This window comes from Pseudomonas sp. WS 5059 (assembly GCF_012985525.1).
Classification (GTDB): domain Bacteria; phylum Pseudomonadota; class Gammaproteobacteria; order Pseudomonadales; family Pseudomonadaceae; genus Aquipseudomonas.
In genome coordinates this window covers 156,369-175,053 of record NZ_JAAQWO010000002.1, presented here as the reverse complement: position 1 = coordinate 175,053, position 18,685 = coordinate 156,369, and the positions used below count along the sequence as shown (strand labels likewise).

Here is an 18,685-nt window from a genome sequence, read left to right as displayed (position 1 = left end):
AACGCCCTACAACTTGGCCTGGCGCACCGCGCCGCTGCGTGACTTCGCCATGGCCGCCAGGCGTACCGCCACATTGGCCGCGCCATAGCCGGCGTAGCCGTTCTTGCGCTGGATGATCTCGAAGAAAAACCGCCCTTCGAACGGTTCGGTATACACATGAAACAGCTCACCGCCCTGGGCGTCACGGTCGTACAGCACGTTGTAGTACGCCAGTTCGCTGAGGAACTGATCGTCGAAATCAAAACGCGCTGCCAGGTCATCGTAGTAGTTGAGCGGGATATCCAGCAGTGGCACGCCCGCCTCCTTGGCCCGGCTGACTTCGGCGAAAATATCCGCGCAATCGAAGGCAATGTGGTGCACGCCGGAGCCACGGTAGCTCGATAGCGCGTGGGAAATTGCCGTATTGCGGTTCTCGGAAATATTCAGCGGCAGGCGGATCGAACTGCAGCGGCTGCGCAGCGCCCGACTCTTGACCAGGCCATAAGGGTCCGGCAGCACCACTTCATCGTCGGCCTCGAAATCCAGCAGGCTCTTGTAGAACAGCACCCAACTGTCGAGGCTGTCGGCCGGCAAAGCCATGGCCATATGGTCGATGCGCAGCAAGCCGCCGCCGCTGGTGCTGGACGCTTGCAGGTTGAAATCGGTGTCGTAGATCCCGCCGGCATGCTGGTCCACCAGGTAGATCAGGCTGCCATCCGGCGCACGCACCGCCGCCAGCTCCAACTCGTTGGGCCCGACCAGGCCGCGATAAGGCTGGCCCTTGTAGGCCACCGCCCGCTCCAGGGCCTTGGCGCTGTCCTTGACGCGAATCGCCGTGGCGCACAACGACGGGCCATGGGCCTCGAAAAAGTTGTGGGCAAAGGAGTACGGCTCGCAGTTGAGGATCAGGTTGATATCACCCTGGCGCAGCAGGCTCACACTCTTGGAACGGTGCTGCCCGGCCTTGACGAAGCCCAGGCGTTGCAGCCATTGGGTCAGCCGGGCGCCGAGGTTTTCATCCACTGCAAACTCCAGGAACTCGATACCGTCGTACTCGCTGGCGGCCGGGGTCTCAAACAGGATATCCAACGGCGTGGCCTGCTGCTCCAGGCGTTGGCGGGTCTTCTCTTCCAGGTACAGCAGCGAGCGCAAGCCATCCGCCGCGTTGGCCCGAGTGGGCGCGGCGCGAAAGCCATCGTTGAAAATCTCCAGGGACAGCGGCCCGGTGTAGCCACTCTGGATGATCGGCGCAAGAAAACCCGGCAGGTCGAACTCGCCCTGGCCAGGGAAGCAGCGAAAGTGCCGGCTCCACTCCAGCACGTCCATGGCCAGGATCGGCGCGTCGGCCATTTGCACGAAGAAGATTTTGTCACCAGGGATCTGGGCGATAGCCGCCGGATCGCCCTTGAGCGACAAGGTATGAAAACTGTCCAGCAGCACCCCGAGGCTCGGGTGATCGATCTCCCGCACCAGTTGCCACACCTGTTGCCAGGTATTGACGTGCCGGCCCCAGGCCAGGGCTTCATAGCCAATGCGCAAGCCACGACGCCCGGCGTGTTCGGCCAGCAGGCTGAGGTCATCACGCAGGATCGAATGCTCGCCCGTGGAATCCGCCGAGGCATTGCTGCACACCAGCACCAGGTCAGTGCCCAGCTCCTGCATCAGGTCGAACTTGCGCTCGGCCCGCTCCAGGTTGCGCGCCAGGCGTTCACGGCGGCATCCTTCAAAGTCGCGAAACGGCTGGAACAAGGTGATGGCAATGCCCAGGTCGGCACACATCTGCCGCACTTCACGGGGGCTGCCGTCGTAATACAGCAAGTCGTTCTCGAAGATTTCCACCCCATCAAACCCGGCCGCAGCAATGGCTTCGAGCTTTTCCGGCAGGGTGCCGCTCAAGGAAACAGTGGCGATGGAACGTTGCATGGGGTGACTCCCGGCAATGAAGGCTGGTCTTGTTTGCGGCAAATTATTGGCCGCGCGCGATAAAGCAGCAATTTAAAATGTACCAACCGGTTAGTTTTATGGGCGATTATCGAACACAATGGCGATTGGCGAATTGACGATTTTTTAGCCACTGCGCACCATCGATTGCGCATCCAGGGCCGTTTTCTCAAGGCGCCTACCTGTGATCAAGACCCAGAACACACCATAAAAATTTCAAAAAACGGGTACCTCTCATGCCTTCGCAAAATTCCGCCGTGGCCCCGCGCCCCGGCAACCCGCAAGCGGCCATTGGCGACAAGATTCGCGGCGCCCTCGCCGTTGGCAAAACCCGCTGGGGCATGCTGGCCCTGGTGTTTTTCGCCACCACCCTGAACTACATCGACCGCGCCGCCCTGGGCGTGATGCAACCGATCCTGGCCAAGGAGATGAGCTGGACGGCGATGGACTACGCCAACATCAACTTCTGGTTCCAGGTCGGCTACGCCATTGGTTTTGTGTTGCAAGGCCGGTTGATCGACCGGGTCGGCGTCAAGCGCGTGTTCTTCTGCGCAGTGCTGTTGTGGAGCATCGCCACCGGCGCCCACGGCCTGGCGACCTCGGCGGTAGGCTTTATGGTCTGCCGCTTTATCCTCGGCCTGACCGAAGCGGCCAACTACCCCGCTTGCGTCAAGACCACCCGCCTGTGGTTCCCCGCCGGCGAGCGAGCAGTGGCTACCGGGATTTTCAACGCCGGCACCAACGTCGGCGCCATGCTCACGCCAATGCTGCTGCCGCTGGTGCTGCATGTGTGGGGCTGGCAGGCCGCCTTTTTGTGCATGGCGGCACTGGGTGGGATCTGGCTGGTGTTCTGGGGCCTGAAGTACTACAACCCGGAAGACCATCCGAGCGTAAAACAGTCAGAACTGGACTACGTGCAACAGGAAGTCGAGCCGGAACAGCCCCGCGTGCCTTTCAGCCGCATCCTGCGCATGCGCGGCACCTGGGCCTTCGCCATTGCCTATGCCCTGACCGCCCCGGTGTTCTGGTTCTACCTGTACTGGCTGCCGCCGTTCCTCAACCAGCAATACAACCTGGGGATCAACGTGACGCAGATGGGTATCCCGCTGATCATCATTTACCTGACGGCAGACTTCGGCAGCGTGGGCGGCGGGATTCTGTCCTCGTTCCTGATCGGGCGCGGCATGCAGCCGATCAAGGCGCGCTTGCTGTCGATGCTGCTGTTTGCCTGCTGCATCGTCGGCGTGATCATGGCCGCAGGTTCCAGCCAGCTTTGGGTCGCGGTGTTTGCCATCTCCCTGGCCATCGGCGCGCACCAGGCCTGGACTGCCAACATCTGGAGCCTGGTGATGGACTACACGCCCAAGCACATGATGAGCACGGTGTTTGGCTTTGGCGGGATGTGCGCGGCTATCGGCGGGATGTTCATGACGCAGATCGTCGGCCATATCCTGACCGTGACCCATAACAACTACACCGTGCTGTTCACCCTGATCCCGGCGATGTACTTCATCGCCCTGACCTGGATGTACTTCATGGCGCCGCGCAAGATCCCCACCGTCGCGGTGTGACTCAACGCCGCCGCTGCTGCCAGGCAGCGGCCAAGCCACTCAGGCAGATCACCCCGATCCCGACCACCGTGGTCAGGTCCGGGGTGTGATTGAACACCAGCCAGCCCAACAACCCCGCAAACACGATCTGGCAATAGCCAAACGGTGCCAGCAAGGCCGGCGCGGCAAAGCGGAAGGCCTGGGTCAGCATCAAGTGCGCGGTCATCCCGCAGGTGCCCAGCGCCAGCATCAACAGGCCGTGGCCCAGGCTCGGCACCTCCCAGAAAAACGGCACCAGCGCGCTCATCACCAGGGTGTTGCACAGGCCGGCGAAGAAGTTGCTGGTGGTCGGGCTGTCGTACTGGCTGAGGATGCGGGTCAGCAGTTGGTAGAAGCAGAAGAACAACGCCGAGACCAATGGCAACAACACCGCCGGGGTGAACAACTCACCGCCCGGGTGCACGATGATGATCACCCCGACAAACCCGCAGATCACCGCCAGCCACTGGCCACGCGTTACATGCTCGCCCAGCAGCGGCACCGACAGGGACGTCACCAGGATCGGCGCGAGGAAGTTCACCGCCGTGGCCTCCGCCAGCGGGATGTAATGCAGGGCTGCGGTAAAAAACAGGCTGGTACCCAACAGGCACAAGGCCCTGGCCACCTGCAACAACGGGCGCTTGCTGCGCAGCACACGCAGGCCCGATTGCGGCAGGAAAATCCCCGCCATCAGCAGCGTATGCACCATGTAGCGGGCCCACACCACCATCACGATCGGATAGAAGCCGGCGAGGTATTTGGACAAGGCGTCGTGGCTGGAAAACAAAAACGTCGCCAGCACAATCAGCACGATGCCCTTGAAGGGATGGTTGACGCCGGAAAGAGGGGTGCTGAGGGTCATTGAATTCTCGTGCGTGACAGGCTGAAATGACCGCCGCAAGCAGTGGCACTCAACGCGCTAATCTAGAGCGGGTGGTGCATCGGTCTCAAGAGCATAACCAAACAGCGGGCGATCAGCGCACTAATTCGCCCAAACCCAGTCCAACGCTGCACGCCAGCCTGCCATTGCAGGCTTTTTAACCAAGGCCAATCCCCGATGAAAAAAACCCTGTTGCTCCTTTCGACCCTCGCCCTGCTCAGCGCCTGCGATAAAGCCCCCGAGGCCCCGAAGCCCGCACCGCCATCGGTCCAGGCGACCCTGGTGCCGCAAACCCCGCCCACCGACAAATGGGTCGGCAAGTGGATCGGCGTCGAAGGCCTGCACCTGACCGTCAGCAAGGACGACAGCATCGGCCGCGGGCATTACCTGCTGAGCATGCAATACGGCCTGGATGCCGACGCCTCCGGCACGTTTAAAGGTGAGGCCAGCGAAGACGGCATCACCTTCAACCGCCCGGACGGCCCGCAGATGCTGCGTGCCGGCGACGGCGCAGCCACTGGCTTGAAATGGCTGGCAGATAAAAAAGATTGCCTGGTGGTCAATACGGGCGAAGGGTATTGCCGCGAATAACGGCCATACTCAATCACAACCCCCACTGTAGGAGCCGGCTTGCCGGCGATAGCAGCCGATTTAGCGCGCGGGGCGTCAGGTAGCCAACATCATCGTTGACGACCATCGCCGGCAAGCCGGCTCCTACAAAAACGCGGTGCAAACAGGTACATCAAGAGGATTGCCCCATGCTATGGAAAAAGGGTCGACGCAGCGACAACGTGGTCGACGCGCGCAATGACGGCGGCGGTGGCGGCGGCATGCGCTTTGGCGGCGGTAAGGGCCTGAGCCTGACCGCCATTGTGCTGATCGTCGGCATCGGCCTACTCACCGGCCAGGACCCGATGCAGATCCTCGGGCAACTGAGCGGCCAGATGACCGAGCAGGCCCCTTCGGTCAGCCCGCAAACACGCCAGGCAACGCCCGCCAATGATGAGCAGGCAGACTTCGTACGCGCCGTACTGGGCGACACCGAAGACACCTGGGGCCAGGTGTTCCAGGAAAACGGCCTGGCCTACAAGAACCCCAAGTTGATCCTGTTCCGTGGCCGGGTGAATTCCGCCTGCGGTGGCGCGACCTCCGCCAGCGGCCCGTTCTACTGCCCGGGCGACCAGCAGGTCTACCTGGACCTGGATTTCTTCCGGGAAATGTCCCAACGCTTCCAGGCGGCTGGCGACTTTGCCCAGGCCTATGTGATTGCCCACGAAGTCGGCCACCACGTGCAGACCCTGCTGGGGATTTCGTCGAAGATCCAGGTCGCGCGCCAGCAAGGCCGGCAGATGCAAGGCGATGGCGGCCTGCTGGTGCGCCAGGAACTACAGGCCGACTGCTTCGCCGGAGTCTGGGCCAACCGCGCGCAAAAGCGCCTGAACTGGCTGGAACCGGGCGACATCGAAGAAGCACTGAACGCCGCCAACGCCATCGGCGATGACCGCCTGCAGCAACAGGGCCAGGGCCGCGTGGTACCCGACTCGTTCACCCATGGCACCTCGCAGCAGCGGGTCCGCTGGTTCAAGACTGGCTTTGCCCAGGGCCAGATCAGCCAATGCGATACGTTTTCGGCCAAGAGTCTTTAAATGAACAGACGATCCGCATGGCTGCTGGGCTTGATGGTCACCTGCTCTGCCACCACCTTCGCCGCCGGGCAGGCGGTCAAGGTGGTCAGCCCCGAACGTTTCACCCTGCAAGCCGGCGACCTGAGCCTGGGCCTGAGCCAGGACTGGCGCCAGCCACTGCCGCAGGTGACCCGCGCGCTGATCATCGTGCATGGCCGGCTGCGCAACGCCCAGACCTACCTCAAAAGCGCCGAAGACGCAGCGGCCCATGCCGGGCAAAGTGCCAATACCCTGGTGATCGCGCCGCAGTTTCTCAACGCGGCCGATATCCAGCGCCATCACCTGGGCGATAGCGTGCTGCGCTGGCATGGCAATGGGTGGATGGCTGGCGAGGCGTCAATCGGCCATGGCCAGATCAGTTCCTACGGCGCCCTGGACCAGATCATCAAGCACTTGGGCAACCGCAAGCTGTTCCCGGCCCTCAAGGAAATAGTGGTCGCCGGGCATTCCGGTGGCGGGCAGGTGGTGCAGCGCTTTGCCCTGACCGGCCATGACCACCCGGCGCTGCAAGCGGCGGGGATCAGCCTGCGCTATGTGATCGCCAACCCGTCGTCCTACGCCTACTTCAGCCCGCAACGCCCGGTGCAGTTTGCCCCGGCCAGTTGCCCGGACTTCAATGACTGGAAGTACGGCATGCAAAAGCTGCCGGCCTACGCCAATGGCCAAAGCCCCCAGCAACTGGAAAAAGCCTACGTCGCGCGCGATATCACTTACCTGCTGGGCCAGCAGGATACCGACCCCGACCACCCGGCCCTGGACAAGAGCTGCGCGGCCGAGACCCAGGGGGCTTATCGGCTGATTCGTGGGCACAACTATTTTGACTACCTCAAGCTGCGGCATCCGCAATTGAGCCAGAGGTTGGTTGAAGTGCCAGGGGTTGGGCATGACGGCGACAAGATGTTCACCTCGCCCGAGGGGCAGAAGGCCGTGTTCCACTGATCCCTCTAATCAAAAATGTAAGAGCAGGCTTGCCTGCGATAGCGACGGATCAGTCAACATCTGTATTGGCTGACCCACCGTTATCGCTGGCAAGCCAGCTCCTACCGGCGATTTGTGGGGGGTTGGCTAGATCATCTGGCGCAATGCCGCGCAGTCCTTGGCATGCCAATCGGCCAATTCCGGCCATGGGTTTTCGGGAACGTTGACCAACACCGTCTGCGCCCCCGCCGCCCGCCCGCAATCCAGGTCAAAGCGATAGTCCCCCACCATCACCATCTCGGCGGGCGCCACCTCCCAGGCCTGGGCCAGCTTCAACAGGCCACCGGGATCCGGCTTGGGCGGTGCGTCGTCGCGGCCCAACACATCTTCCACGGCAAAACAGTCCGCCAGGCCGATGGCTTTCAAGGTGATGTGCGCCAGTTCCTGGGCGTTGCGCGTCAGGATCCCCAGGCGACAGCCCCGTGCCGCCAGGTCGCGCACCAACTCCACCGCGCCTTTGGCCGCTACCGAGCCCAGCGCCAGCTCGCGCTCATGCTCCAGCAACCAGGCATGTTTGGCCGCCGCCTCAGCCGCCGGCAATGCTGCCAGGTGGGTGAGGATGTCATCGGCAGGCGCAATATCCAGGGCCACGCGGATCGCCGCAAAGTCATGCACGGCCACGGTCAGGGTGCCGTCCATATCAAACACCCAGTGCTTAACGTGCGCCAGGCTCATGCCCAATCCTTGCGATGGCGGATCAAGCCCTCCTGGGTCACCGAGGCCACCAGTTGGCCGGCGCGGTTGTACACGCTGCCACGGGAGAACCCACGGGAATTGCCGGCCCACGGGCTGTCCATGGCGTACAGCAACCAGTCATCGGCCCGCAGGTCGGCGTGGAACCACAAGGCGTGGTCAAGGCTGGCCACTTGCATGTCCTTCTGCCACACGGTCTTGCCATGGGGCAGCAGCGAGGTGGTCAGCAGGCCGAAGTCCGAGGCGTAGGCCAGCAGGTATTTATGCAGCGCGGGCGCATCGGCCAGGGCGCCATCGGCGCGGAACCACACATACTTGACCGGATCGGACGGCTGCGGGTTGTACGGGTCTTTTTCGGTCACCGGGCGCACTTCGATCGGCTTGGGGCACAGCAGTTTTTCGCGCATGGCCTCGGGGATCAGGTGCGCCCGCTGCTGGGTCAGCTCCAGCTCCGATGGCAGGTTCTCGGGGCCCACCACCACCGGCATGGTGGTCTGGTGCTCAAAGCCTTCTTCGTCGTACTGGAACGAGGCGCTGCAGGTGAAGATCGGGTTGCCCTTCTGGATCGCCGTCACCCGGCGCGTGCTGAAGCTGCCACCGTCGCGTACCCGGTCCACTTGATAGACCACCGGCAGCCCGGCATCCCCAGGGCGCAGGAAATAGCCGTGCAACGAATGCACATGCCGCGCTTCTTCGACGGTCTGGCTGGCTGCCGACAGCGACTGGCCCAATACCTGGCCGCCGAACAGTTGGCGAAAGCCCAAGTCCTGGCTGCGGCCGCGAAAGAGGTTTTCTTCAATCGGTTCCAGGGTCAGCAAGTCGACCAGATCTTCCAACACTTGGCTCATTCAAATTCTCCTCACACAGGGCAAAACCGCGCAGTCTTGGCTGCGGCGGGTAATAACATCGGGCGGCCTGCCTATCCGTGCAGCGTATCCAACCATTGGGCGCGGGTGATGCGGTACAGCACATGATGGCGCAGCGGATCATCCGCCGCGAGCCTTGGGTGCTGAAAATCTGCCGCCGGATCGTAATGCATGCCGATGGCCTGCATGACTTTCTGCGACGCCAGGTTGGCCTCGGTGGTGAACGCCACGATCTCCTCCAACTGCAAACGGTCAAACCCACAACGCAGTGCAGTCCAGGCCGCCTCACTGGCAAAACCCAGGCCCCAGTGCTCGCTGGCCAGGCGCCAGCCAATCTCGACCGCCGGGGTAAAACCGGCTTCAAAGCCGACATTCATCAAGCCCGTCAGGCCGATAAACTCGCCGCTGTCCTTGCGCTCCAGGGCCCACAGGCCAAACCCATACTCGGCAAAATGACCACGTATTCGCCCGATCAATGCCGCGCTTTCCAGGCGGTCCAGGGGGGCCGGGAAATAGCGCATCACCTGCGGGTCGGCGCACATCCGGGCAAACGCCGGCAAATCGCTGTCGCGCCATTGGCGCAGCACCAGGCGCGCGCTTTCCAACTCCAGTATCGGCTCCATCGTTCCCCTCCCTTGCCATGTGCGTGAGTGTACAGCGCTGTTAAGATCCTTCGCTGGTTCCTGTCAGAAATTGCCATGCCTTTGCCACTGATCTACCACGACGACTACAGCCCCGAGTTCCCGGCGGATCATCGCTTCCCCATGGACAAGTTCCGACTGCTGCGCGATCACCTGGTCGACAGCGGCCTGACCCAGGACAGCCAACTGCTGCGCCCCCAGTTGTGCCCGGCCGAAGTACTCGCCCTGGCCCATGACCCCGGCTATATCGAACGCTATATGAGCGGTGAGTTGTCCCGCGAAGACCAACGGCGCCTGGGCCTGCCCTGGAGCGAAGCCCTGGCCCGGCGCACCGTGCGCGCGGTCGGCGGTTCGCTACTGGCGGCCGAACAGGCCCTGGAACACGGCTTGGCCTGCCACTTGGCAGGGGGCACCCACCACGCCCATTACGATTACCCGGCGGGCTTTTGTATCTTCAATGACTTGGCCGTGATCAGCCATTTCCTACTGGCCAGCGGCCGAGTCAACCGGGTACTGATCTTCGACTGCGACGTGCATCAGGGTGATGGCACCGCGCGCATCCTCCACGACACGCCGGATGCCATTACCGTGTCCCTGCACTGCGAAAAGAACTTCCCGGCGCGCAAGGCCACCAGCGACTGGGACATCCCACTGCCCATGGGCATGGGCGACGCCGACTACCTCACGGTGGTGGACGATGCCCTCAACTACCTGCTGCCTTTGTATCAGCCCGACCTGGTGCTGTATGACGCGGGCGTGGATGTGCACAAGGACGACGCCCTCGGCTACCTCAAGCTGACAGACGCCGGCGTCGCCGCCCGTGACGAAAGCGTGATGCGCCATTGCCTGGGCCGCGACATCCCAGTGGTGGGCGTGATCGGTGGCGGCTACAGCAAGGACCGCCACGCCCTGGCCCGCCGCCACGGCATCCTGCACCACAGTGCCCAGCGGGTGTGGACGTCATCAGGTTGTCATTGAAACGTGGGCGTTACCCACAATGCCTGTGGAACGGCCTGTGGATAACTTGAGCGTAACCGCCTGTAAGCCAGGCGTCGCATAGCTTGTAGGAAGGTGTACGTTTTTTGATCAGGCAGTTTGACGGTCCTCGGGTAGAATGCTCGCCCTACTTCGCCGAACCGCAGTCACCCCCATGCCCCAGATCCCAGCCCAGCCTTTTCACGTCACGATCATCGGCGGCGGCCCCGCCGGGCTGATGGCCGCCGAAGTCCTGAGCCAGGCCGGGGTTGGGGTGCAGCTGTATGACGGCATGCCATCAGTGGGGCGCAAGTTCCTGCTGGCAGGCGTGGGTGGCATGAACATCACCCACTCTGAAGCCTACCCGGCATTTCTCTCACGCTACGCTGAACGTGCGTCGGACATTGCCCCCTTGCTGCGCCAATTCGGTGCCGAGGCGTTGTGCGAATGGATCCATGGCTTGGGCATTGAAACCTTTGTCGGCAGCTCTGGCCGGGTATTCCCTACCGATATGAAAGCCGCACCGCTGCTACGGGCCTGGCTCAAGCGCCTGCGCGACCAGGGGGTAGTTATCCACACCCGCCATCGCTGGCTGGGCTGGAGTGCCGACGGCGGCTTAATTATCCACAGCCCGGAGGGCGAAAAAACTGTCCACAGCGATGCCGTGCTACTGGCCCTCGGCGGCGGCAGCTGGTCGCGTCTGGGTTCGGACGGTGCCTGGCTCAAGTTGCTGGAAGACCAAGGCGTGCCCTACGCCCCGCTGCAGCCGAGTAATTGTGGCTTCGAGGTGTCAGCCTGGAGCGAATTGATGGTGAGCAAATTCGCCGGCGCGCCGTTGAAAAACGTCGCCATTGGCCTCGCGGATGACAAGCCTCGCTTGGGTGAATGCGTGATCACCGCCGCGGGTATCGAAGGCAGTTTGATCTACGCCCTGTCGGCACCGATTCGCGAAGGGATCAACCGCGAAGGCTCAGCCACCGTGCATATCGACCTGCTGCCGGGCAAGCCGCTGGATAAGGTGCAGGCGGCACTGGCCAAGCCTCGCGGCTCACGTTCGATGAGCAAGCATTTGCACAGCCAGTTGGGCCTGGATGGGGTAAAGGCCGCGCTGTTGCGCGAGTTGGCGCCCGCCGAACACTTCAACGACCCGCAGCAATTGGCCGTCGATATCAAGGCTCTGCCGTTGACCCTGGTGAAAACCCGGCCAATGGACGAAGCCATCAGCACCGCAGGCGGCGTGCCGTTTGAAGCTTTGGATGAGCGTTTGATGCTCAAGCAATTGCCGGGGGTGTTTTGTGCCGGCGAGATGCTGGACTGGGAGGCGCCGACGGGCGGGTATCTGCTGACGGGGTGTTTTGCCAGCGGGCGGGCGGCGGGGCGGGGCATGCTGGAGTGGCTCCAGCGCCGATAGTTGCGGTGAGTTCCAGTCCGCCATCGCAGGCAAGCCAACTCCCACATTTGAACGTATTCACAGATCAAAATGTAGGAGCTGGCTTGCCTGCGATGAGGCCCTGACAGGCGCCAAAGAAGTTACTTCTTCTTACGCGGCCCGGTATTAAACACAGGCACCTTGCGCACCGGCTTGATCGATGGCTCTGCCGCAACGTCACCGCTCTCCACCCACTTGCCCAGGTTGCGCTTGCCGCCACCACCGGAGGTCTTGGGCTTCTTCGGTTTTTTCGGCTTCTTCACCACCTGGCCGCTGGCGTCGGTGTCCGGCACTCGGTGTTCCGGTTCGAAGTCCTGCTCCATTTTGCGGGTCAGGGTCTGGCGGGTCAGCATCTCGATGGCCGAGAGCATGTTCACTTCATCGGCACATACCAGGGAAATCGCCTCGCCGGTGTTGCCGGCCCGGCCAGTGCGGCCGATACGGTGGATGTAATCCTCGGCAACGATCGGCAGGTCAAAGTTGACCACCATCGGCAAATCTTCGATATCCAGGCCACGGGCTGCCACATCGGTGGCCACCAGGATCTGCACATCGCTGGCCTTGAAGCGATCCAGCGCACGTTGGCGCGTGGCTTGTGGCTTGTCGCCGTGAATGCCGTCGGCATTGATCCCCAAGCCTTGTAGCTTATCTACCAGCGCATCCACGCCATTGCGGGTCTTGGCAAACACCAGCACCTGCTTCCACTTGCCTTTGCGCATCAGGTGCACAAACAACTCGGCCTTGCGCTTCTTGTCCACCGGCACCACCCACTGCTTGACAGTGTTGGCGGCGACGTTGCGCGGGCTGACCTCGATGCTCAACGGGTCATTGAGCATCTGCCCGGCCAGCAGGCGGATATCATCGGAAAAGGTCGCGGAAAACAGCAGGGTCTGACGCTTTTTCGGCAGCATGCGGTAAATATTTGCCAGCTCTTCGGAGAAGCCCAGGTCGAGCATGCGGTCGGCTTCATCCAGCACCAGGGTTTGCAGCTGATTGAGTTTCAGCGCGTTCTGGCGGAACAGGTCGATCAGCCGGCCAGGGGTGGCCACCAGCACGTCGACACCCTTGCGCAGCTTCATCATCTGCGGGTTGATGCTGACACCGCCATACACCGCGTAAGTGGTCAGGGGCAGGTGTTCAGCGTACTGGGCAACACTGGCGTGAACCTGCTCGGCCAGCTCGCGGGTTGGGCACAGGATCAGCGCGCGCACCGAGTTGGCGGTGACTTTTGGCCCTTCCAGGGTCAGCAGTTGCAGGAGCGGCACGGCGAAACCGGCGGTCTTGCCGGTGCCGGTCTGGGCCGCAGCCATCAGGTCGCGACCGGCCAGCACCGCCGGAATGGCTTGCGCCTGCACCGGCGTCGGGGTCTGGTAGCCAAGCGCCTCGAGGGCGCGCAGCAAGGGTTCGATCAGGCCAAGTGTGGCGAAAGTCATGTGTTTACCGTAGGAAAAATTCAGCGCAAGGGCGTAATGCGCGGCAGTTTACCTTATTTCCGGCTTCGGCTTGCGCCACTGGGGTAGGCTGATCAGCAACACGGCGCTGATAATCACCAGCATCGCCAGGGCTTCTTCCAGGCCGATGGTCTCGCCCACGAACACAATCCCCAGCAACACCGCCACCGCCGGGTTGACGTAGGCATAGCTGGTGGCCGCTGCCGGACGCACGTGCTTGAGCAAGTACATATAAGCGTTGAAGGCGATGATCGAGCCAAATACGGTCAGGTAAGCCAGGGCCAGCCAGCCTTCCACCGGGGGCATCGCGTCAAGGTGCTCACCCTTGAGCGCGCTGCCGATCAACAGCACCACGCCCGCGATCAGCATTTCTGCGGCGCTGGCCATGGCGCCCTGCGGCAACGGCAAGTGCCGGCTCCATACCGAACCAAAAGCCCAGGAAGCGGCGGCGAACAACAGCAAACCAGCGCCCAGCGGGCTCGATTGCAGGTTGGAGCCCATATTGAGCATGGCGATGCCGATCATCCCCAGAATCACCCCGGCCCACTCCAGACGGGTATTACGCGCGCCCCAGAAATATCCACAGAGCAAGGTAAACAACGGCACCGTCGCCACCGCCAGCGCGGCGACACCGGAGGTCACGCCGGTGTGTTCAGCCACACTCACCGCGCCGTTACCGAAGGTCAGCAGCAAGATGCCGATCATGCCCGCGGCTTTCCACTGCGCCCAGGTCGGCGCCGGCACCCCGCGCCAGCGCAAGTAGCCATACATCAGCGCCCCCGCCGTACAAAAACGAATCCCCGCCAGCATCAGCGGCGGCCAGTACTCCACGCCAATGCGGATCACCAGGTAGGTGGAACCCCAGATCACGTACAACGCAAAAAAAGCGGCGATCAACGGTAAGGGAAAACGACGTGGGCCAGGCATGGGCAGCTCTGCGGCAGGACAAGGGATCGCTATTTTAGGAATCCACGCCCGTAAACATAAGTTACAAAACCTGTTTAAAGCGCCCATACACTTTTCAAATCATGGTTATCAGGGCTATAAGCCTTGTATTCGAAAGCCCCCTATTGCCAGAGCCTTATCATGGACAAATACGACCGCATGCTCCTCAGCGCCCTGCTGGAGGATGGCCGCGCTACCTACGCGCAATTGGCCCGCACCGTAAACCTCTCCGCCCCCGCCGTGGCCGAGCGCGTGGCCAAGCTGGAAGCCAGCGGCGTGATCACCGGCTACCAGGCCAAAGTGGACCTGTCCAAGATCGGCTTGCCGATCCAGTGCACGATCGAACTGCGCTTGACCAACAACGGCAGCCAGAAGGTGTACGACGCACTGGCAGAAATCCCCGAGCTGACCGAATGCCACCGAGTCACCGGGGACCCATGCGTGATCATGCAGGCGGCGGTGGGCTCGATGCCGGAACTGGAAAACCTGATCAACCGGGTGGCGAAGTTCGGCTTCAGCAAGACCTCGATCATCTTGTCGAGCGCCATAGCGCGGCGGGTGCCGCTGGGGCATTTGGAGGGGAAGAATGGCGGTGCCTGAGCGGGCGCCATCGCGGGCAAGCCCGGCTCCCACAGCGTGATCTTGGTTGTTCTCAGGATTGGGATCAGAACCCGCGATGTTTCTTCAGATGATCAGTGATCTTCGCCGCCGGTACTTTCTGCAAGCTGCACAGCAGATCATGGGACAGCTCGCGCAAGCCGTGGGTGCGGCGCAGTTCCTGGGCCAGGTGGGCGGTGAGGTTGGCCGCCATTTCCGCATCCGCCATCGCCCGGTGAGCCTTGCCGGTGTGGGGCAGTTGCGCGTAGGACGTCAGGGTGCCGAGTTTGTGGTTGGGCGCCGTGGGCATCAGCCGGCGGGCCAGGAGCAACGAGCAGGCGAATTTTTGCAGGCGGGTGCGGCGGATCAGGCCCAGTTCGAAGTCCCAGAACTTCTGGTCGAACGCGGCGTTGTGCGCCAACAGCGGTGTAGTGCCGACGAATTCATTGACCTCGTTCATCACCCGCTCGGCCGGCGGTGCGCTGCGCAGCATGGCGTTGCTGATGCCGGTCAGTTGCTCGATAAACCCCGGCACGCGTACACCGGCGTTCATCAGGCTTTGGTAGCGGTCCACGATCTGGCCCTGCTCCAGGATGACCACGGCGATTTCCGTGGCCCGGCAACTGCTGCTCGGCGAGATGCCGGTGGTTTCAAAGTCGATGACCGCTATACGTTCCAAACCTGTTCCAACCCCATCTGAAAATCTATTTGAGCAACAACGCGCCTTCGATAGGCACGTAGCGGCTGGCCGCGCGAATCAACGAGTTGGCCGTCAGCCCCGGCACGCCGTAGGCCACGGCTTCGACGCCATGCTTGTGGATGATGCGATCGAGCAACATGTCGAAGTCGCCATCCCCCGAGGCCAGCACCACTTCGTCGACATGGGCGGCGGCGTCCATGATGTCGATGGTGATGCCCACGTCCCAGTCGCCCTTGGCCGAGCCGTCGCTGCGCTGGATGTACGGCTTGAGCTTCACGGTAAAGCCCAGGTTGCGCAGGATCTGCTGGAATTGCTGCTGCTTGCTGTCGCCACGGTCGATGGCATAGGCATACGCCTCGACGATCTGCCCGCGCTGGCTGATATCAGCCCACAGGGCGGCGTAGTTGAAGTGGCAGCCGTAGGCCTGGCGCACGGTGTAGTAGAGGTTCTGGACATCGGCGAACACTGCTATTTTTTTCACCGCATATCCTCATGGCACGGGGACGTGATGGCCCGCACAGGCCGTCAGTATGCCAGTCAAGAGGAGGTTTCCGAGAAAAATCAGACCGGGGCGACAGCACGCCCCGGTTCAGTGTGTGTCAGACGAAGGAGTCGTCGTCGCCAAGGAAGGAGGAATCGTCGGCATAACCACTGTCGGCGTAGGTGTCCGCGCTGTCATTGCCCCAGCCGCTGTTGTCACTGGCAGGCGCCGGCTCTTCGCGGATGATCTCTTCCACTACCTGCGGTTGCTGGTTGTGGCTGAACAGGCTGCTGATGCCTTGGGCCAGCATCACACCACCGGCCACGCCGGCTGCGGTTTTCAGGGCGCCGCCAAGAAAGCCACCACCTGCGGTGGCCGCCTGCTGGGGTTGCTGGTAGTTCTGTTGCGGCGCAGGCGCGCTGTTGAAACCCGGCCGGGTCGGCTCGCGCCAACCACCCGCGTTCGATGCCGGCGCGCTGGGCACAGGCTGCGGCTCGCGGGAGCTGGTGCCAAAGATGCTCGACAGGAACCCACCACCGCTGGTGGCCGGCGGCGTTGTCCTGGCCCGTTGTAGTTCATCCTGCAATTGCTGGATCTGCTGCGCCTGCTGCTTGTTCTGCGCATCCAGGCTCTTGATCGCGGCTTCCTGCACCAGAATCGCCTGGGTCATGAAATACCCGGCGGCCGGTTGGCGAGTGATGTGCTCCTTGATCCGCGCTTCTGCCTGGGCGTCGCGGGGGGCTGAGTCCGTTTCGGCTTGCTGCAACCGTGAAAACAGTCCATCGATCAGGGTTTGCTCTTCGCTGTTCATGGCGACCTCGTTAGATTGCCGGTAAAAATCTGCGTCCCGCCCGCATTGGGCAAGGTACGCCACCAGTAATGGGGCTGGCCTGCGGCGTTTCAATGATCTTTACCCAAGGTTTACGTTTGTCGGTGATCGGTTAAAGTGTCCGCTGCTTTTTTGGCCTGTGATGACTTTGATGAATCCGTTGACCGTTCTGCGCGACTCTTTCTACTTTTTCCAGCGCAACCTGGGCGCCATCGTACAGTTGTGCCTGCCCTTGGTGATCCTGGAAGCCGTGCTGCAACAAGTGCTCGATCGCACCCTGGGCCCGCAGGCGTTTACCGGCTACAGCATGATCGTCGGCCTGCTGGTGTACCCGCTGTACACCGCCGCCCTGATCCTGTTCCTCGACGCCCGCAGCCGTGGCGAGTCGCCGCGCACCGCCGACGTGCTGGCCATGGCGCTGACCCTGTGGCCCCGCTATGCGCTGCTGACCGCCATGAGCACCCTGCTGATCCTGCTCGGGCTGTCGCTGTATTTCCTGCCGGGGCTGTGGCTGATGGTCACCCTGGCCTTCGCCGAATACCTGCTGGTACTGCGTGGTATGACGGCGCTGGCGGCGATGAAGGAAAGTTTTCGCCTGACCCGAGGGCATTTCCTGCGCATCCTGGTCTGCCTGTTGTGCGTGATGACCCCGCTGTGGCTGCTCAAGGGCGCCAGCGTCGCGGCCTGGCCCGACCCGCAGAACCCGTTGCTGGCGGTGCTGATCGACAGTGCCCACAGCTTCCTGCAGCTGTTTACCAGCGTGGTGCTGTTCCGCCTGTTCATGCTGATCGCCGGTGATGCCGACGCCCGCTAACATGGTCCTTGGGCTCCCGGCCACCGGTCGGGTATGCTCGGGGCCTGTTCAGCAGCGCCATAAGGCGAGCCGATGACCCGTTTACTGCGTACCACCCTGGTGGGCCTGCTGATCCTCGCAGGCTTGCTGACCGCCCTAGTCTACAGCCTGACCTGGCGCCCCGCCGAAAAAGAGACCTTGCCCGTAAGCTGTGTCGCCCCGCGTGCGCCGACGCTGCTGCCCGGCCAGGCGCTCAAGGTGATGACCTGGAACGTGCAATACCTGGCCGGCAAAAACTACGTGTTCTGGTACGACACCCCCGACGGCAGCGGCCCGGACGAGCGCCCCACTATCGAAGACATGGCCTCCAGCCTGGACGAAGTGGCGCGGGTGATCCGCGACGAACAGCCAGACGTGCTGTTGCTGCAGGAACTGGACGAAGGCGCCAAGCCGTCCCATTACCAGGATCAACTGGCGCTGCTCCAGGAGCGCCTGGTGGACCTCTATCCGTGCAGCGTCCAGGCCTTCGACTGGAAAGCCGACTTTGTGCCCGACTGGCATATATTCGGCAGTGTTGGCCGCAAGCTGGTGACCCTCAGCCGCTACCAGATCGAACATGCCGAGCGCCTGCAACTGCCGGTGGCCCCGGCCAACCTGATCAGCCGTCAGTTCCAGCCCAAGCCTGCGTTGCTGCTCAGCTACCTGCCGTTGAGCGACGGCGGCCAACTGGCGGTGCTCAACACTCGCCTGGACAACGCCGCACCCGGCCACAGCGCGGTGCGCGAGCAGGTGCAGGCGACCATCAAGCTGCTGGATAAATTCGAAAGCCGGGGCACGCCGTGGCTGATTGGCGGGGATTTCAACCTGCTGCCGCTGGGGCAATTCCTACGCCTGGACGCCGGCAGACGCGGGCAGTATTCGCCGGACAGTGAACTGCATCTGCTGTGGGACAAATATCCGATGGTCCCCAGCAACAGCCAATCCAGCGGGATTGACCGGGCGCAGTGGCTGACCCACTTCCCCAACGACCCGGGCCTCGATGGGCCGGATCGCACGGTGGATTACCTGTTCTATAGCCCTAGGCTGAAGAAGGTTGAAGCGCGGGTGAGGCAGGACGATACGTTGCGTATTTCCAATCACCTGCCGGTGATTGCGCGGTTCCTGCTGCCCGCTGCGCAATAGCCCACAGCACACAACCGGATGTGGAATAGGGTTTGTGTAGGAGCTGGCTTG

Annotated in this window: 19 protein-coding genes; 9 read left to right on the top strand and 10 right to left on the bottom strand. The window is 62.5% G+C overall.

The features are described 5' to 3' along the window. Positions 1-6: 6 nt before the first annotated feature. Positions 7-1,902, bottom strand: coding sequence for a 3-dehydroshikimate dehydratase QuiC (gene quiC / locus HBO12_RS05565; protein ID WP_170041691.1), 1,896 nt, complete (start codon positions 1,900-1,902; stop codon positions 7-9). 254 nt (positions 1,903-2,156) lie between these two features. On the opposite strand from quiC, the gene HBO12_RS05560 reads away from it, so the two are divergent. Further along, positions 2,157-3,491 carry an MFS transporter gene (locus tag HBO12_RS05560; protein ID WP_170041690.1) on the top strand — a complete coding sequence of 445 codons (1,335 nt, stop codon included), beginning with the start codon at positions 2,157-2,159 and terminating at the stop codon, positions 3,489-3,491. A gap of 1 nt (position 3,492) precedes the next feature. Here the strand turns inward: HBO12_RS05560 and HBO12_RS05555 are convergent, their stop codons facing one another. After that, a complete protein-coding gene (locus HBO12_RS05555) occupies positions 3,493-4,371 on the bottom strand; it encodes a DMT family transporter (protein ID WP_170041689.1) in 879 nt (292 codons plus the stop codon). A 195-nt stretch (positions 4,372-4,566) separates the two neighbouring features. On the opposite strand from HBO12_RS05555, the gene HBO12_RS05550 reads away from it, so the two are divergent. The 3 genes from HBO12_RS05550 to HBO12_RS05540 all read left to right on the top strand — a co-directional run bounded on the left by HBO12_RS05550 (position 4,567) and on the right by HBO12_RS05540 (position 7,013). Beyond that, a complete protein-coding gene (locus HBO12_RS05550; RefSeq protein WP_169951132.1) occupies positions 4,567-4,980 on the top strand; it encodes a hypothetical protein in 414 nt (137 codons plus the stop codon). A gap of 167 nt (positions 4,981-5,147) precedes the next feature. Continuing rightward, the gene (gene ypfJ / locus HBO12_RS05545; RefSeq protein WP_170041688.1) at positions 5,148-6,035 is read left to right on the top strand and encodes a KPN_02809 family neutral zinc metallopeptidase; all 888 of its coding nucleotides are present in this window, start codon (positions 5,148-5,150) and stop codon (positions 6,033-6,035) included. Beyond that, positions 6,036-7,013, top strand: a complete 978-nt coding sequence (locus HBO12_RS05540; protein ID WP_170041687.1) for an alpha/beta hydrolase — start codon at positions 6,036-6,038, stop codon at positions 7,011-7,013. A gap of 126 nt (positions 7,014-7,139) precedes the next feature. Here HBO12_RS05540 and HBO12_RS05535 read toward each other — a convergent pair whose 3' ends face one another. From HBO12_RS05535 to HBO12_RS05525, 3 genes are all read right to left on the bottom strand, one after another. Continuing rightward, positions 7,140-7,727, bottom strand: a complete 588-nt coding sequence (locus tag HBO12_RS05535; protein ID WP_170041686.1) for an HAD family hydrolase — start codon at positions 7,725-7,727, stop codon at positions 7,140-7,142. Beyond that, positions 7,724-8,593 carry an acyl-CoA thioesterase II gene (gene tesB, locus HBO12_RS05530; RefSeq protein ID WP_169951138.1) on the bottom strand — a complete coding sequence of 290 codons (870 nt, stop codon included), beginning with the start codon at positions 8,591-8,593 and terminating at the stop codon, positions 7,724-7,726. The genes HBO12_RS05535 and tesB overlap by 4 nt, the downstream gene beginning before the upstream one ends. Before the next feature lie 71 nt (positions 8,594-8,664). Next, the gene (locus HBO12_RS05525) at positions 8,665-9,234 is read right to left on the bottom strand and encodes a GNAT family N-acetyltransferase (protein ID WP_170041685.1); all 570 of its coding nucleotides are present in this window, start codon (positions 9,232-9,234) and stop codon (positions 8,665-8,667) included. Between the two features lie 75 nt (positions 9,235-9,309). On the opposite strand from HBO12_RS05525, the gene HBO12_RS05520 reads away from it, so the two are divergent. Together HBO12_RS05520 and HBO12_RS05515 are read left to right on the top strand one after the other, a co-directional pair. After that, on the top strand, positions 9,310-10,230 hold the full coding sequence (locus tag HBO12_RS05520; RefSeq protein ID WP_169951142.1) for a histone deacetylase family protein: 921 nt from the start codon (positions 9,310-9,312) through the stop codon (positions 10,228-10,230). 172 nt (positions 10,231-10,402) lie between these two features. Next, positions 10,403-11,638 (top strand): TIGR03862 family flavoprotein, encoded by a 1,236-nt coding sequence (locus tag HBO12_RS05515; RefSeq protein WP_170041684.1) that lies wholly within the window; start codon positions 10,403-10,405, stop codon positions 11,636-11,638. Positions 11,639-11,757: 119 nt separating this feature from the next. Here the strand turns inward: HBO12_RS05515 and HBO12_RS05510 are convergent, their stop codons facing one another. After that, entirely contained in the window at positions 11,758-13,089 is a 1,332-nt protein-coding gene (locus tag HBO12_RS05510) for a DEAD/DEAH box helicase (RefSeq protein WP_169951146.1), read from the bottom strand. 48 nt (positions 13,090-13,137) lie between these two features. Beyond that, complete coding sequence (gene yedA, locus HBO12_RS05505; RefSeq protein ID WP_170041683.1) at positions 13,138-14,034, bottom strand: drug/metabolite exporter YedA; 897 nt, start codon at positions 14,032-14,034, stop codon at positions 13,138-13,140. A 159-nt stretch (positions 14,035-14,193) separates the two neighbouring features. On the opposite strand from yedA, the gene HBO12_RS05500 reads away from it, so the two are divergent. Next, positions 14,194-14,652, top strand: a complete 459-nt coding sequence (locus tag HBO12_RS05500; RefSeq protein WP_169951152.1) for an Lrp/AsnC family transcriptional regulator — start codon at positions 14,194-14,196, stop codon at positions 14,650-14,652. 64 nt (positions 14,653-14,716) lie between these two features. Here the strand turns inward: HBO12_RS05500 and HBO12_RS05495 are convergent, their stop codons facing one another. The 3 genes from HBO12_RS05495 to HBO12_RS05485 form a co-directional block, all read right to left on the bottom strand. After that, complete coding sequence (locus tag HBO12_RS05495) at positions 14,717-15,328, bottom strand: 3'-5' exonuclease (RefSeq protein WP_169951154.1); 612 nt, start codon at positions 15,326-15,328, stop codon at positions 14,717-14,719. Positions 15,329-15,353: 25 nt separating this feature from the next. Continuing rightward, positions 15,354-15,830, bottom strand: a complete 477-nt coding sequence (locus HBO12_RS05490) for an NYN domain-containing protein (protein WP_032861784.1) — start codon at positions 15,828-15,830, stop codon at positions 15,354-15,356. Positions 15,831-15,948: 118 nt separating this feature from the next. Next, positions 15,949-16,641 (bottom strand): DUF2076 domain-containing protein, encoded by a 693-nt coding sequence (locus HBO12_RS05485; protein WP_170041682.1) that lies wholly within the window; start codon positions 16,639-16,641, stop codon positions 15,949-15,951. A 169-nt stretch (positions 16,642-16,810) separates the two neighbouring features. Here HBO12_RS05485 and HBO12_RS05480 point away from each other — a divergent pair, with 169 nt between their 5' ends. Further along, the gene (locus HBO12_RS05480) at positions 16,811-17,473 is read left to right on the top strand and encodes a YciC family protein (RefSeq protein WP_170041681.1); all 663 of its coding nucleotides are present in this window, start codon (positions 16,811-16,813) and stop codon (positions 17,471-17,473) included. Positions 17,474-17,545: 72 nt separating this feature from the next. Continuing rightward, on the top strand, positions 17,546-18,634 hold the full coding sequence (locus HBO12_RS05475) for an endonuclease/exonuclease/phosphatase family protein (protein WP_169951161.1): 1,089 nt from the start codon (positions 17,546-17,548) through the stop codon (positions 18,632-18,634). Positions 18,635-18,685: the final 51 nt, after the last annotated feature.